This window comes from Ensifer sp. 38_S197 (genome assembly GCF_056924495.1).
The window spans coordinates 2,971,001-2,984,514 of the sequence record NZ_JBXOVZ010000002.1 but is presented as its reverse complement, the minus strand read 5'-3'; the positions used below and the strand labels follow the sequence as shown (position 1 = coordinate 2,984,514).

Genomic DNA, 13,514 nt, shown 5'->3' with positions numbered 1-13,514 from the left:
GCGCTAACGGGCTGGGCTTTGACCGAGGCCGAGCCGTGCGAGCACCTTGTCGCTCCTAAGTTCGCGAACCGCGTCCTTGCCCGTCCAGCGGGCGGCGCGGTTCGTGCTTGCGGCCAGGCGTTCCGCGAGCGCCAGTGCCGGATCGTGGCAGGCGGGATTGCGCTTGCCGATCTGCCTGAGCGCCCAGTTGACTGCCTTCTTGACGAAATTCCGCTCGTCGCCTGCGTGCTTTTCGATCAGCGGCAGCCAGCTGAGGAGCGTCGCGTCCGGTTCCTTTTTCAGGTGGACTACGGCGGTTGCAATCATCGCAAAGGCGATGCGGCGGACGAACTCGCGTTCGTCGGCGGCGAATTCCGGGATCAATTCGCGCTCGAAGCGGGCGGCGACGAAAAGGTCGGCAACGGTGTCGACGACTTCCCAGGAATTGCAATCGTCCGCCCAGCGGCGCGCCTCTTCCAGTGTCAGCACGGTCGGCTCGGCCGTGAAGGCGGCCAGGATGCGCGCCTCGCGGATGCCGGACTGCCAGAGTTCCAGCGCGCGAGGGTGATCGGCTTTCACCTGCCGCCTCACCTTGTGCAGCTCGACATTGGAGAGGCCGAGGGCGGCATCGGTGACGATGCCGAAGCGCGCCATGCCGGCGACATTGCCTTCAGAGCCAAGGGACCGCAGGTGAGCGATGATCTCGTCTGCGGTCGAGGACGGGCCGAGGCTCATTTTTCGAGGCGGGCGAGCAGCGAGGATGTATCCCAGCGGTTGCCGCCCATGGCCTGAACGTCGCCGTAGAACTGGTCGACGAGGGCGGTCACGGGCAGCTTGGCGCCGTTGCGGCGGGCTTCTGCCAGCACGATATCGAGGTCCTTGCGCATCCAGTCGACCGCGAAGCCAAAGTCATACTTGCCGGCGTTCATCGTCTTGTGGCGGTTCTCCATCTGCCAGGAGCCGGCGGCGCCCTTGGAGATGACGTCGACGACCTTCTCGATATCGAGCCCGGCCTTCTTGCCGAAGTGAATGCCTTCGGCAAGCCCCTGGACGAGGCCGGCGATGCAGATCTGGTTGATCATCTTGGTGATCTGTCCGGCGCCGGCCGGGCCCATCAGGCCGACCATGCGGGCAAAGGCTTCAATGATGGGCTTGGCACGATCGAAGACCGGCTCGTCGCCGCCGCACATCACCGTCAGCACGCCGTTTTCGGCGCCGGCCTGGCCGCCGGAAACCGGCGCATCGATGAAGTGGGCGTTGCGCGCCTTCGCCGCTTCGTAGAGTTCGCGGGCGACCTCGGCGGAGGCGGTGGTGTTGTCGATGAAGACGGCGCCCGCGCCAAGCGTTTCAAAAGCGCCGTCCTTGCCCGTCGTCACCGAGCGCAGGTCGTCGTCATTGCCGACGCAGGAAAAAACGAACTCGGCGCCGTCGGCCGCTTCGGCCGGCGTGCGCACCGCGCGGCCGCCGAACTCGGCGGCCCATTTCTCGGCCTTGGCGAAGGTACGATTGTAGACCGTCAGCTCGTGTCCGCCGCGGACCTTGAGGTGGCCGGCCATGGGATAGCCCATGACGCCGAGACCGATGAATGCGACCTTTGCCATTTTTCGAATACTCCCATTGCTTTCGCATTGGTGTAGCCGATGGCGCGGATGGGGAAAAGAGCGAAGGGAGGCATCATTCGATGCTCGCCTGTAGCGACGCGCGCCATTCAAGACGCGGAAGGGACGCTGTAACGCTTTTAATCTGCTGCATAATTTTATCCTCAGATCGATTTCGATTTGAGGAATTATGCGAGCGGCCTGAGATCAATCAGGGCTTGAAGCGGGCGATCACCAGATGGCCGGCGATCGGTTCGCCTTCTTCCATGCGCACGGTGATGTCGCCGACCTCGACGATCTCGAAGCCGGTGGCCGCGAGACGGTTGCGCAGGTAGCTTTCGGCATGGGCGAAGCGCTGGTGCGGACCGACCATGAAATCGCGGCCGCCGAAGGTTTCGGCCGGCAGCGTCTCGCTGGAGAAGATCAGCAGGCCGCCGGGCACCAGATTGTCGACGGCGCCGAAGAACAGCGCCTCGAGCGCGCCCATATAGGGAAGCACGTCGGTCGCGACGATCAGGTCGAAGGGCTCGTCGTCATTGTCGTCGAGATAATCGACGGCTTCGGCGACGTAGAGCGTCTCGTAGAGATCCTTCTCATGCGCAATCTCGACCATGTTTTCGGAGAGGTCGACGCCAGTGATATCGTCAGCCATGTCGCGGAGCGCACCGCCGGTAAGGCCCGTGCCGCAGCCGAGATCGAGCACGCGATCGAACGGGCCGAGTTCGAGTGCCTGCAGCCGCTGGCGAACGAGCAGGGGTACGCAATAGCCGAGCTGATCGACGAGCACGTTGTCGAAGACCTCGGCATGCTGGTCGAAGAGCGTGGCGACATAGGCGTCAGGCGCCTTCACCGGCGTCTCGCCGCGCCCCATCGAAGCCAGCCGCACGGCAGCGCCGCCGTGGTCTTCCGGGTCGAGCGCCAGCACTTCGGCATAGGCGTCCGCAGCGGCATCGAAGTTGCCGGATTTTTCCAGGGAGAGGGCGCGGTGATAGGCTTCCGCCAACGCTTCCTCGTCGATTTTCGTGCTCTTCTGGGTCATCGCCGCTTCTTACGTCCGCAAAGGGACTTTGGCAATCACCGTCGGCGATCGTTTACCGCGGCCGCTCACGCATGGATTGCGAAAAGATACAGAAATTTAGCCCTTTCGAAGGGAAAAAACGGCGACGCGTGGGGCAGCGGGATTTATCGGGCGGAGGAATGGAGTCATCATCATAACCATAAGAAAACATGGGAGGAACGCCAATGTCCGCCGAACTTGGTCCATTGGTGATAACGACGGAGATCAAGGAGCCGAAGGGGCCGCCGCTGCCGCAGTCATCGCAGGAGCAGATCAACGCAGTCGTGCATTATTACCGCGGCGAATTGGGCCGCATGGCCGGCTGGCGCGATCGCATCGACCGGACTTCCAACTGGGCGATCACCGTCGCCGCCGCGCTGCTCTCCGTTTCCCTGTCGACCCCGTCGTCGCACCATAGCGTGCTGCTCTTCGCGATGCTGCTGATCACCCTGCTGCTGCTCATCGAAGCGCGGCGCTATCGCTTCTTCGATGTCTACCGGGCGCGCGTCAGGCAATTGGAGCGGGGGTATTTCGCGCAGATCCTCGCACCGGACGGAACGCCGAACCTCAACTGGGCGGTGGCGATCGCCAAGAGCCTGCGCAGGCCGGCCTTCCTGATGAGTTACCGTGAGGCCGTCTGCCGGCGGCTGCAGCGCAACTATTGCTGGATGTATCTGATCCTGCTGCTTGCCTGGACGCTGAAGATTTCCTCGCCGAAGATCTCGACCAATGGCGAGCCCTTCGGCCACGTGCGCTCCTGGGCCGATGTCGCCCAGAATGCGGCGCTTGGTCCCATATCCGGCTGGCCGGTGATCGTTGGCGTGTTGCTGTTCTATGCGCTGGTGCTCTACGGCTCGCTGCACAGGGAGCCGGGCGAAGGGGAATTGGCGCATGGGGAAGTGCATGTTTGAGGGCGCGTCGCCTGGAGGGGGCCTGAACGCCTGCGCCATCGCGGTAGTCCAGGCATGCCGATTGCAATGCGGGTAGCCTGACCGAACGGCCACTTAGGCTCATCAGTTTCGGCCGGCGGTTCAGTGCAGGATGAACTCGCCCTTCAGCGCCCGCCATTCCGTTGCCGAGATCAGCTTGCGGTGCACATAGCGCACCGAATGCAGCGGCCCATCCAGTTTTTCCTGCCAGAATTTCAGGAAGCTGCGCATCTCCGGAAAGTCGGGCGCGATGTCGTAGTGCTGCCAGACATAGGTCTGGAGGAAGGTCGGATGATCCGGCATGTGATAGAGGATCTGGGCCGTCGTCAGGCCATAGCCCTTAAGCTGAAGTTCCATCTCGTTTGTCATGAGGACCTCACTTCTCTCAAAGGTGGTCTCTATGATGAAACGCTTGATTTCTTAATCAAGGGCTAATGTTTGCCCCGAAATGAAACTTTCGTAGAAATAACAAAAGCTTGGCAGCACCTTGCGAAGAGTGCTGCCAAGCTTTTCCGGTGGTGACTTGCGGACCTAAAGCGCATCGCGATCTTTCAGATTCGCTCCTTGCGCTTTCAGTCTTTGATACTTCGCATGTCGTTATCGCAAAGCCGCTGACAAACTTTAGCGCTTGAGGTGACGGGTCAGCCGCGCTTCCAGCAGGCTCCAGATGTTGCGCAGGATCTCGACCATGATCAGGTAGAGAATGGCTGCCCAGATATACATCTGGAAGTCGAAGGTGCGCGAGAAGGCGTAACGGGTTTCGCCCATCAGGTCGAAGACGGTGACGATCGCGACGATCGCCGAACCCTTGATCATCAGGATGATTTCGTTGCCATAGGGGCGCAGCGCCACGATCATCGCTTGCGGCAGGATGATCTTCCAGAAGGCGACGCGCTCGGGCAGGCCGAGGGCGGCGGCACCTTCACGCTGGCCGCGCGGCACGCTTTGGATCGCGCCACGCAGAATTTCCGCCTGGTAGGCTGCGGTGTTGAGCGTGAAGGCGAAGAGCGCGCAGTTCCAGGCATCGCGGAAGAACCACCACAGGCCGACCGTTTCGAGCTGCGGGCGGAAACTGCCGAGGCCGTAATAGATCAGGAAGAGCTGCGCGAGCAGCGGCGTGCCGCGGAAGAAATAGACATAGCCATAGGCGAGCCACGACCAGAGCCTGTTCTTCGACATGCGGGCAAAGGCGATCGGCAGCGACAGAATGGCGCCCAGCACGATCGAGATCGAGACCAGCATCAGCGTGACGCCGAGGCCGGAGAGGAAACGCGGACCGTATTTCGCGAACTTCTCCGGGTCCCAACCGTTGACGACGGTCAGGAAGATGCCGACGCCAAGTGCGAGCCAGATGCCGAGCGCAACGCTGCCGACGAAGCGGGATAGCGTATAGGGTTTTGGCGGAACCGGAGGCGGGGCCTGCGGCGGGATCATCGTTGCAACAGCGGTCATCGGCCCATCTCCGCACGTTTGGTCCAGCGTTCCAGATTCGCAAAGACGATCGAGGATATCATCGCGAGGATCAGGAAGAGCACGCAGGCCACACCATAGAATTCAAAGGCTTGCTTGGTCACCCGGGCGGCGACGCCGGTCTGGCGCAGGATGTCCGTCAGGCCCACGACCGAGACGAGGGCGGTGTCCTTGAGCAGCGCCATCCAGAGATTGCCGAGACCGGGCAGCGCGATGCGCACGAGTTGCGGCAGGATGATGAGGCGCATGGTCCTGTTGCGATGGAAACCAAGGGCGTCGCCGGCCTCGTACTGTCCGTGCGGAATGGCCTTGAAGGCGGAGAGCAGCACTTCCGAACAATAGGCGGAGAAGACGACGCCGAGCGCGATCATGCCGGCGAAGAAGGCGTTGATCTCGACCGGGCCCCCGTAGCCGAACGTCCCCAGCAATTGCTGAACGAGGATCTGCAGGCCGTAATAGACGATGAAAAGCGTCAGCAGTTCTGGCAGCCCGCGGAAGATCGTCGTGTAGACATTGGCGGCGAGCCGCACGGTGCGCTCTTCGGACTGCTTTCCGAGAGCGACGAAAAAGCCGATCAGCAGGCCGACAGGCAGCGTCGCGATGGCAAGGCTCGCGGTCACGACGAAGCCGTAGGCAATATCGTCGCCCCAGCCCGTGTCGCCGCAGGCCAGCAAGGTGCCGGGCGCCAGCCAGCGAAAGACCCCGACCGGGCCACAGAATGGATCGACGATCGATCCGATCCAGGAGAGGATGGAATAGAAGCCGGCAAACAACCCGCTCATGTCAGAAGTTTCCCCTTTGCGCCGTTTTTGTGTGTATCGATCGCGCTGTGTTTTAGGCTCTTGTCAAACAAAAACGGCGGAAGGGCAAGCCATCCGCCGTTGCATTTTTCGCATGAACTGACGTTTCTCCGACATGATTCACTAGGAAATCGCGTCGGAGCCCGTCAATTAGCTGCCATAAACGTCGAACGGGAAGTACTTTTCGTTGATTTCCTTGTACTTGCCGTTGGCGCGGATCGCTTCGATCGCCTTGTTGAATTTTTCGCGCAGCGCGTCGTCGCCCTTGCGCACGGCAATGCCGGCGCCTTCGCCATTGATGACCGGGTCGATCGGCAGGGTGCCAAGCAGCTTGCAGCAGGCGCCGTCAGCCGTCTTCAGCCATTCGGAGAGCACGACGACGTCGTCGATGACGGCGTCGATGCGGCCGTTGGCGATGTCGAGCTTGTACTCGTCAGCGGTCGGATAGAGCTTAATGTCCGCACCCTTCATATGCGCCTCGGCATAGTTGGAGTGGGTGGTGGAACCCTGCGCGCCGAGCGTCTTGCCGGCAAGCGCTGCCTCGGTCGCCTCGGTGATCGGCGAATCCTTCGGTACGACGATGGCCGGCGGCGTGTTGTAGTATTTGTTGGTGAAGTCGACCTTTTCCTTGCGCTCGGCGGTGATCGACATGGACGCGACGATGGCGTCGAACTTCTTGGCGATCAGCGCCGGAATGATGCCGTCCCAGTCCTGCGTGACGAAGGTGCATTCCGCCTTCATTTCCGCACACAGCGCCTTGGCGATGTCGATGTCGAAGCCCGTCAGCGTACCGTCCGCTTCGAGGTTGTTGAAGGGCGGGTAGGCGCCTTCCGTGCCGATAACGACCTTTTCGCCGTCGGCCATGGCCGAGCCTGCCATGAGCACGAAAACGGCAGCCGATGCGGCGGCTGCCAGCCGTCTGGAAATACGCATGATAGTCCTCTCTGTTGGTCGGCGCCCGGTCTTTTCTTCTTCACGGACACCAATTTCGACCGGGGCGTTTGCCTCCGGTTGCGGCGATATTCGTACTCTTTCCCTGTAAAAATCAACAGGAAAGCGAAGGTGCTCACTGCGAATCGGATTTCGACCGCAGATTGCGATGGCGACCCTCGCAATGAACATGAACGACGCGTTCAGCGGCGGTTAATCTTGCCTGCGTTAGCCCTTATCAAGGAACCGGCGCGTGGTTCGGCTTTTGCGCGTGACGGCATGCGTCGCGGGCAACACAAAAAAGCCGGAACCTTGGGTCAAGGCCCCGTGAGCATTCGCGTACGCATCATTCTTCGGCGTGTCATAGAGCGGGAAGAGGATGCGGGACCAGGACCTCCCAGGAAGAGGAAGGAAGACAAATGTCGATTCGATCCAAACTGTTTGCGACCGTCGCGCTGCCGGTGCTGTCGGTGTCCGTCGCGGTTCCGCCCGCCGTCGCCGATAGCCTGATGAAGCCATTCGAGGTTGCACAGGAGGGCGGTGGTCAGTCCGACGAAGAACTGCTGCTGCAGAAGCAGCGCCAGGCCGAGGAAGAGGCTGCGCGTCAGGCGGCCGAACAGCAGAGGGCCGCTGAAGAGGAAGCCGCTCGCCAGGCCGCCGAGCAGCAGAAGGCTGCGGAAGAAGAGGCAGCCCGCGCGGCCGCCGAACAGCAGAAGGCTGCTGAAGAAGAAGCTGCCCGCCAGGCCGCCGAACAGCAGAAGGCTGCGGAAGAAGAGGCAGCCCGCGCGGCCGCCGAACAGCAGAAGGCTGCGGAAGAAGAGGCGGCCCGTGCAGCCGCCGAGCAGCAGAAGGCGGCTGAAGAGGAGGCTGCCCGCGCAGCCGCTGAGCAGCAGAAGGCGGCTGAGGAAGAGGCTGCCCGCGCGGCCGCCGAGCAGCAGAAAGCTGCGGAGGAAGAGGCTGCCCGTCAGGCCGCCGAACAGCAGAAGGCCGCCGACGAGCAGAAGGCTGCCGACGAGCAGAAGGCTGCGGAAGAGCAGAAGGCTGCGGAAGAGCAGCAGAAAGCCGCTGAACAGCAGAAGGCCGCGGAGGAAGAGGCTGCCCGTCAGGCTGCCGAGCAGCAGAAGGCGGCTGAAGAACAGCAGAAGGCTGCCGAGCAGGCTCAGCCCCGCGACTGTGTCGTTCCGGAAGGTCAGGACGCATCCACCGCATGCCCGCCGGAAGGGGGCAAGGCGGCGCAGCAGCCCGCGACCACTGAGGAGCAGAAGGCCGGCGAGCAGCCGCCCGTGACGGAAGAGCAGAAGGCAAGCGAACAGCCTGCGCCGACCGAAACGGCGCCAGGCACGGAGCAGCAACCCCAGACGGGCGAAGGCCAGCCTGTGCCTGGCGCTGAACAGCCTAAGACCGGCGAAGGCCAGCCTGTGCCTGGCACGGAGCAGCCGCAAACCGGCGAAGGCCAGCCGGTCCCGGGGACTGAGCAGCCGGCGACCGCCGAGCAGCCGCAGGTGCAGCAGCCGGTTCCGGAAGTGGTCGACACTCGCACGGAAGAAGAGAAGGCGAAGATCGCCGAAGACCCGGCGGCGACCGACGAGACCGTCGTTCTGCCGGTCGAAAACGGTGCGGCCGTGCTCGACAGCGACAAGGATGCCGACAATTCGGGCGGCAACCAGGCGCGCGAACAGCGCCAGAAGCTGCGCGAGGAGTTGCGCGCCAAGGAAGAAGACGCAGCGCCGCCGGCGGACGATGCTGCAGCCCAGGCTGCAATTGCCGCCGAAATCCCGGCCGACCTGCCGCAGAAGATCGAGGCCAACCTCAACGAAAAGGGCACACGTGTCGACGAGGCGCCGGTCTTCGTGGTTCCGGAGACGACCAACATCGTCAACAACACCGTCATCAACAACACGGTGATCAACAACAACACGACCGTCAACAACATCACCAACAACGTGACCGAGGTGAAGGTCGTCGAGCAGGTCGACAACCGCGTGATCCTCGGCGTCGGCGACCAGATCTTTGTGCGGGGCGACGACCGTCCGCGCCTGCGTCACGATGCGGAAGAGACCTACTACGATCAGCTTCCGCGCGGCCGCACCCGCGAAACCATCCTGCGCCCAGGCGGCTACCGGATCGTCACCGTCTACAACCGTTACGGTGACATCCTGCAGCGCTCGCGCGTCGACCGCGACGGCAACGAGTACCTGATGATCTATGCTCCCGAGCGTGACGAAGGTCCGCGCCCGGCGATTATCGACGTCGGCTACGAACTGCCGCCGATGCGCCTGCGCATCCCGGTGCGTGACTATATCGCCGACGTTTCGGACGACCCTGATCGCGACTACTACGAGTTCCTGGCCGAGCCGCCGGTGGAGCCCGTCGAGCGCGTCTACACGATCGACGAGGTCCGTCACTCCGCCCGCCTGCGCGACAAGGTTCGTCGTGTCGACCTCGACACGATCACCTTCCCGACGGGCAGCGCCGAGGTGTCGATGTCGCAGGCCAAGACCATGCGCAAGGTCGCAGCCGCGATGGAGAAGATCCTTGCGAAGGATCCGGGTGAAACCTTCTTTATCGAAGGCCACACCGATGCCGTCGGTTCGGACCGCTCCAACCTCGTGCTTTCGGACAAGCGCGCCGAATCGGTCGCGTCGCTGCTGACCGAGGTCTACGGCATCCCGCCGGAAAACCTGGTGACCCAGGGCTACGGCGAGCGCTTCCTTAAAGTTCGCACGCAGGAAGCCGAACAGCAGAATCGCCGCGTCACCATCCGCCGCGTCACGCCGCTGGTCCGCCCGGTCGCGCAGCGCTAACAAAGCTTCGCGCAGCGCTAACCGAGTTTCGCCGAGCGCTGATCAAGCTTCGGGCAGGACTGCCCGGCTACATCCAGGAAACCCGCCTCGCAAAAGGCGGGTTTCTGTCGTTTCAAAGATCTGCCACTTTTTTCGCTTCCCCGGATTGCCATGAAAGCCGCTGCACTCCCATTTTTCGCCTTCGCCCTGCTCGCACACTCGGCCAGCGCGGCGTCCGGCCTCGTCGAGCCGGATCTGCGCCTGCCGACAAACCCGGATGGCAAGGGAGCGGCGCCGCGTGTGGCCCTGACGCTCGATGCCTGCAGCGGTGCGACCGACATGCGCATCCTTGGCACGCTCATCGAAAACCGCATCCCGGCGACGATCTTCGTGACCGCGCGCTGGCTGAGGCGCAACGGCCTCGTCGTCGAGGTGATGAAGGCCCATCCGGATCTCTTCGAAATCGAGGATCACGGCGCGATGCACGTGCCGCCGATCGACGTGAAAGTCTCCGTCTATGGTCTGGCGGCGGCCGGCTCCGCGGCAGCGGTCGCGGCCGAAGTCGACGGCGGAGCGACGGCGATCAAGGCGCAAGGCCTGCCGGCGCCGCGCTGGTTCCGCGGCGCGACCGCCAAGTATACCCATTCGTCGATGGGCCAGATCCGCGCGATGGGGTATCGCATCGCCGGCTATTCGGTGAACGGCGACGGCGGTTCGCTGCTCGGCGCTGCCCTCGCTGAGAAGCGCATCCGGGCAGCCAAGGACGGCGACGTCATCATCGCCCATATCAACCAGCCGACCCATTCCGCCGGCGCCGGCGTCGCGCGCGGCATCCTCGACCTCAAGGCGAAGGGCTATAGCTTCGTCCGGCTGAACGATATTCCGGACGAAACGGCCGTCGGCGCGACGAACTGACGGCCGATAGAGGCGCGTGCGGCGAATGTTCGCGTCTTCCCGGCGGTTCGCCAATGCGCAAGGCGGATCGACTGTTGCGTCTCTGTCGAAGGGAAATCCGATGGCGAATCAACTCTTCGTTGCTTAACGTTCCCCGAATGCGTTGCCATCGGGAGGAATGGATGAAACCCGCCGTTTTCGGCCTTGTTGCCGCACTTGCGCTCGGCACGTCATTTTTCCCGGCGCTCGCAGAAATGCCCCCTGTCCCGACAGAGCAGGACCGAGTGCTTGCGGAGAACGGGGACATCTACGCGCAGTTTCGCATCGCCTGGGCCTACTTCACCGGGAAAGGCGCCAAGCAGGATGATGCCGAAGCGTTTCGCTGGTTCCAGAAGTCTGCTGAAGGCGGCAACGTGCCGGCGCAATATAATCTGGCAGCAATGCTGATGGAGGGCCGCGGCGTGGCCCGAAACGAGGTCGATGCCGTCAGGTGGTTCAGGCGGGCCGCCGAGAGCGGGCATGCCATTGCCCAGTACGAGCTGGCGCAGAAGTATTTCAAGGGCGAAGGCGTCAAGCCAAACATTGAAGAGGCGCTCCGCTGGTACCGCCTTTCGGCGGCGCAGAAGTTTCCACTGGCGCAATTCAAGCTAGGCTTACTCTACGCCACGGGGCAGGGCGTTTCGCGCGACGACGAAGTTGCGGCGCGCTGGTACCGGAATGCTTCCGAGGGCGGGTATGCGGCTGCGCAATTCAATCTCGCGATCATGTACCTGCAGGGGCAGGGTGTGGCGCAGGACCGGGCCGCTGCTTTCGATCTGTTCAAACAGGCGGCGGAGAACGGGGACAAGACGGCGCAGCTAAACGTTGGCCTGATGTATGTGAGCGGGACAGGTGTCGCCGAGGATCAGGTGGAAGCAGCACGATGGTTCCGAACTGCTGCCGATACGGGTGATGCCGCCGGTCAATACAATCTGGCGCTAATGTATAGTGATGGCCGCGGCGTAGAGCGTGACGCGAAGGAGGCGGTGCGGCTCTATACGCTCTCGGCAGAGCAAGGCTACGCGCTGGCGCAACACAATCTCGGCGTCGCCTATGCGACCGGCACCGACGTGGACCGTGACCCGGCAGCGGCCTTCGGCTGGTTCATGAAGGCAGCTGAGCAGGGCCACGCCAAGGCGCAGTTCAACGTCGCGCAGGCCTATGTCGAGGCGAACGGGGTCGACAAGGATCTGAAAGCGGCGGCGTTCTGGTACGGCAAGGCAGCGGCCCAGGGGATGTCCGAGGCGCAACAGGCTCTCGATGCGCTGCCGAAAGACTGACAGCGACCATTTTCCCGCATGACCTTCAAATGAGGCGGTTAACGGCCGCTGCTCGACGCGTTGAAGCCGTCTGTCGAAATCGGTTTTCCGTTGAAGGAACCTCGCCATAGGATTTTTCCGCGTAGCGGTAGCCTGGGAGGTGTGGATGAAACGTGTCGTCTTCGGGCTCGTTGTAGCCTTGATGTCGTCGGTATTTTCGTCGTCCGCCCGCGCGGATGGCGCGGCTCCGGCACTGCCGCCATTCGAGAAGGTGCTGGAGCGGGCCGAAGACGGCGATGTCCAGGCGCAGGTCGATCTCGGGATGCGCTACCAAACCGGCGAGGGCGTTGGGCGCGACTTCCTGAAGGCGATCGGCTGGTACCGGAAGGCGGCCGAGAGCGGCGATGCGAAGGCGCAATTCCACCTCGGCACCATCTATTTCAACGGCGGCGAAGGCGTGAAGCAGAACTACGAGGAGGCCGGACGATGGTTTCGGTTCTCCGCCGAGCAGCGCGTTCCGGAGGCTCAATATAGTCTCGGGGTTATCTACGAACAGGGGCTGGGCGTCGCCAAGGACGATGCGCAAGCCTTCGCCTATTACCGGTTGGCGGCTGAACAAGGCTATGCGGCAGCCCAGTTCAATTTGGGCTTTCTGTACCAGCAGGGGCGCGGTACGCCGCGCGATCCGGCCACAGCGTTTGAGTGGTATCGGAAAGCATCGGAACAAGGCCTGGTTGCGGCCATGCACAATCTGGCGATCGCCTATTTTCAGGGCAGCGGCACGCTGAAGAATGACGCGGAGGCCTACCGATGGACGTCGCGAGCCGCGGTCGCCGGGGAGGCGCGTGCCCAGTACAATCTCGGCTTCATGTACGAGAAAGGTGTCGGCGTGGAACGCAACATGGCCGAAGCGCTGCGCTGGTACCTGCGTTCCGCCGAGCAGGGATATGTCGATGGGCAAGCGAATGCCGGCCGGCTCTATTTCAACAGCGAGGCGGGGCGGATCGACGCCCAGGAGGGACTTCGCTGGCTTCGCCCGGTTGCAAACGCCGGCCACAAGGACGCGCAAAATTTGCTCTGCGGCATTTACGTGCGCGCCTTCGGCGTCGGACGCGATGATCGAGAGGCGGTGAACTGGTGCCGCAAGGCGGCCGACCAGGGCATGGTTGCGGCGCAGGTGGACCTCGCCACCTTCTACATGCTCGGCCGCGGCGTCGAAAAGGATCCGGCGGCAGCGTTTGACCTCTATCTGAAGGCGGCAAAGCAGGGAGATGCCAAAGCCCAGTTGAACGTCGGCCTCATGTATCTGAAGGGGGCCGGCACGGGAGAAAACTACGCGGAAGCGCACCACTGGTTTCTGACGCTGGCTGACCGCGGCGATCCCCGCGGCCAGTTCAACCTGGCGGTGATGTATGCAGGCGGCCTGGGCCTTGAGAAGAACCTCAAGGAAGCGGCGCGGCTTTATGAGCTCGCGGCCAATCAGGGCTACGCCCTGGCGCAGTTCAATCTCGGCGTGGCCTATCTCAATGCCATCGGCGTGGAAAAAGACGCTGCGGCTGCCGCCAGATGGTTCCGTAAGGCCGCCGAGCAGGGAAATGCCGACGCGCAACTCAATCTCGGTATTGCCTACGCTAGGGGAAATGGCGTGGAGCAGAATCTGGCATCGGCCGCCGAATGGTATGCCAGGGCAGCGAAACAAGGGATGCAGAAAGCGCAGCAGTTGCTCGACGGGCTGCCGCAGGAATATCGCGACGCCAGGAAGCCTTGACTGCCGGC

12 protein-coding genes are annotated in these 13,514 nt (G+C 62.9%); 5 read left to right on the top strand and 7 right to left on the bottom strand.

Annotated features, from left to right (window positions below; all coding sequences use genetic code 11):
• Positions 1-3: 3 nt before the first annotated feature.
• From AC1Z3V_RS27465 to AC1Z3V_RS27455, 3 genes are all read right to left on the bottom strand, one after another.
• On the bottom strand, positions 4-714 hold the full coding sequence (locus AC1Z3V_RS27465; RefSeq protein WP_483502871.1) for a DNA alkylation repair protein: 711 nt from the start codon (positions 712-714) through the stop codon (positions 4-6).
• Positions 711-1,580 (bottom strand): NAD(P)-dependent oxidoreductase, encoded by an 870-nt coding sequence (locus AC1Z3V_RS27460; RefSeq protein ID WP_483502869.1) that lies wholly within the window; start codon positions 1,578-1,580, stop codon positions 711-713. Before AC1Z3V_RS27460 ends, AC1Z3V_RS27465 begins: the two co-directional genes overlap by 4 nt.
• Positions 1,581-1,788: 208 nt before the next feature.
• Complete coding sequence (locus AC1Z3V_RS27455) at positions 1,789-2,616, bottom strand: methyltransferase (RefSeq protein ID WP_483502867.1); 828 nt, start codon at positions 2,614-2,616, stop codon at positions 1,789-1,791.
• 203 nt (positions 2,617-2,819) lie between these two features.
• Here AC1Z3V_RS27455 and AC1Z3V_RS27450 point away from each other — a divergent pair, with 203 nt between their 5' ends.
• Positions 2,820-3,545: a DUF2270 domain-containing protein gene (locus AC1Z3V_RS27450; protein WP_483502866.1), complete on the top strand. Its 726-nt coding sequence runs from the start codon at positions 2,820-2,822 to the stop codon at positions 3,543-3,545.
• A gap of 120 nt (positions 3,546-3,665) precedes the next feature.
• Here AC1Z3V_RS27450 and AC1Z3V_RS27445 read toward each other — a convergent pair whose 3' ends face one another.
• The 4 genes from AC1Z3V_RS27445 to AC1Z3V_RS27430 form a co-directional block, all read right to left on the bottom strand.
• Positions 3,666-3,932, bottom strand: a complete 267-nt coding sequence (locus tag AC1Z3V_RS27445; RefSeq protein ID WP_173516711.1) for an usg protein — start codon at positions 3,930-3,932, stop codon at positions 3,666-3,668.
• 252 nt (positions 3,933-4,184) lie between these two features.
• Positions 4,185-5,015, bottom strand: a complete 831-nt coding sequence (locus tag AC1Z3V_RS27440; protein WP_483502865.1) for an ABC transporter permease — start codon at positions 5,013-5,015, stop codon at positions 4,185-4,187.
• The gene (locus AC1Z3V_RS27435) at positions 5,012-5,815 is read right to left on the bottom strand and encodes an ABC transporter permease (protein ID WP_483502863.1); all 804 of its coding nucleotides are present in this window, start codon (positions 5,813-5,815) and stop codon (positions 5,012-5,014) included. The genes AC1Z3V_RS27440 and AC1Z3V_RS27435 overlap by 4 nt, the downstream gene beginning before the upstream one ends.
• A 168-nt stretch (positions 5,816-5,983) precedes the next feature.
• Positions 5,984-6,766: an ABC transporter substrate-binding protein gene (locus AC1Z3V_RS27430; RefSeq protein ID WP_429815730.1), complete on the bottom strand. Its 783-nt coding sequence runs from the start codon at positions 6,764-6,766 to the stop codon at positions 5,984-5,986.
• A 416-nt stretch (positions 6,767-7,182) separates the two neighbouring features.
• Between AC1Z3V_RS27430 and AC1Z3V_RS27425 the strand changes: the two genes are divergently transcribed.
• From AC1Z3V_RS27425 to AC1Z3V_RS27410, 4 genes are all read left to right on the top strand, one after another.
• Positions 7,183-9,567: an OmpA family protein gene (locus tag AC1Z3V_RS27425; protein ID WP_483502862.1), complete on the top strand. Its 2,385-nt coding sequence runs from the start codon at positions 7,183-7,185 to the stop codon at positions 9,565-9,567.
• A 150-nt stretch (positions 9,568-9,717) separates the two neighbouring features.
• Positions 9,718-10,461 carry a polysaccharide deacetylase family protein gene (locus tag AC1Z3V_RS27420; protein WP_483502861.1) on the top strand — a complete coding sequence of 248 codons (744 nt, stop codon included), beginning with the start codon at positions 9,718-9,720 and terminating at the stop codon, positions 10,459-10,461.
• Between the two features lie 53 nt (positions 10,462-10,514).
• Positions 10,515-11,759, top strand: coding sequence for a tetratricopeptide repeat protein (locus tag AC1Z3V_RS27415; protein WP_483502860.1), 1,245 nt, complete (start codon positions 10,515-10,517; stop codon positions 11,757-11,759).
• Positions 11,760-11,904: 145 nt separating this feature from the next.
• Complete coding sequence (locus tag AC1Z3V_RS27410) at positions 11,905-13,506, top strand: tetratricopeptide repeat protein (protein WP_483502859.1); 1,602 nt, start codon at positions 11,905-11,907, stop codon at positions 13,504-13,506.
• Positions 13,507-13,514 lie beyond the last annotated feature (8 nt).

Excerpts from the sequence above, each read along its gene's own strand:
- AC1Z3V_RS27415 (WP_483502860.1), top strand. The coding sequence starts at position 10,515 with ATGCGCAAGGCGGATCGACTGTTGCGTCTCTGTCGAAGGGAAATCCGA.
- AC1Z3V_RS27455 (WP_483502867.1), bottom strand. The coding sequence starts at position 2,616 with ATGACCCAGAAGAGCACGAAAATCGACGAGGAAGCGTTGGCGGAAGCC.
- AC1Z3V_RS27465 (WP_483502871.1), bottom strand. The coding sequence starts at position 714 with ATGAGCCTCGGCCCGTCCTCGACCGCAGACGAGATCATCGCTCACCTG.
- AC1Z3V_RS27435 (WP_483502863.1), bottom strand. The coding sequence starts at position 5,815 with ATGAGCGGGTTGTTTGCCGGCTTCTATTCCATCCTCTCCTGGATCGGA.
- AC1Z3V_RS27410 (WP_483502859.1), top strand. The coding sequence starts at position 11,905 with ATGAAACGTGTCGTCTTCGGGCTCGTTGTAGCCTTGATGTCGTCGGTA.
- AC1Z3V_RS27440 (WP_483502865.1), bottom strand. The coding sequence starts at position 5,015 with ATGACCGCTGTTGCAACGATGATCCCGCCGCAGGCCCCGCCTCCGGTT.
- AC1Z3V_RS27425 (WP_483502862.1), top strand. The coding sequence starts at position 7,183 with ATGTCGATTCGATCCAAACTGTTTGCGACCGTCGCGCTGCCGGTGCTG.
- AC1Z3V_RS27420 (WP_483502861.1), top strand. The coding sequence starts at position 9,718 with ATGAAAGCCGCTGCACTCCCATTTTTCGCCTTCGCCCTGCTCGCACAC.
- AC1Z3V_RS27430 (WP_429815730.1), bottom strand. The coding sequence starts at position 6,766 with ATGCGTATTTCCAGACGGCTGGCAGCCGCCGCATCGGCTGCCGTTTTC.
- AC1Z3V_RS27450 (WP_483502866.1), top strand. The coding sequence starts at position 2,820 with ATGTCCGCCGAACTTGGTCCATTGGTGATAACGACGGAGATCAAGGAG.
- AC1Z3V_RS27460 (WP_483502869.1), bottom strand. The coding sequence starts at position 1,580 with ATGGCAAAGGTCGCATTCATCGGTCTCGGCGTCATGGGCTATCCCATG.
- AC1Z3V_RS27445 (WP_173516711.1), bottom strand. The coding sequence starts at position 3,932 with ATGACAAACGAGATGGAACTTCAGCTTAAGGGCTATGGCCTGACGACG.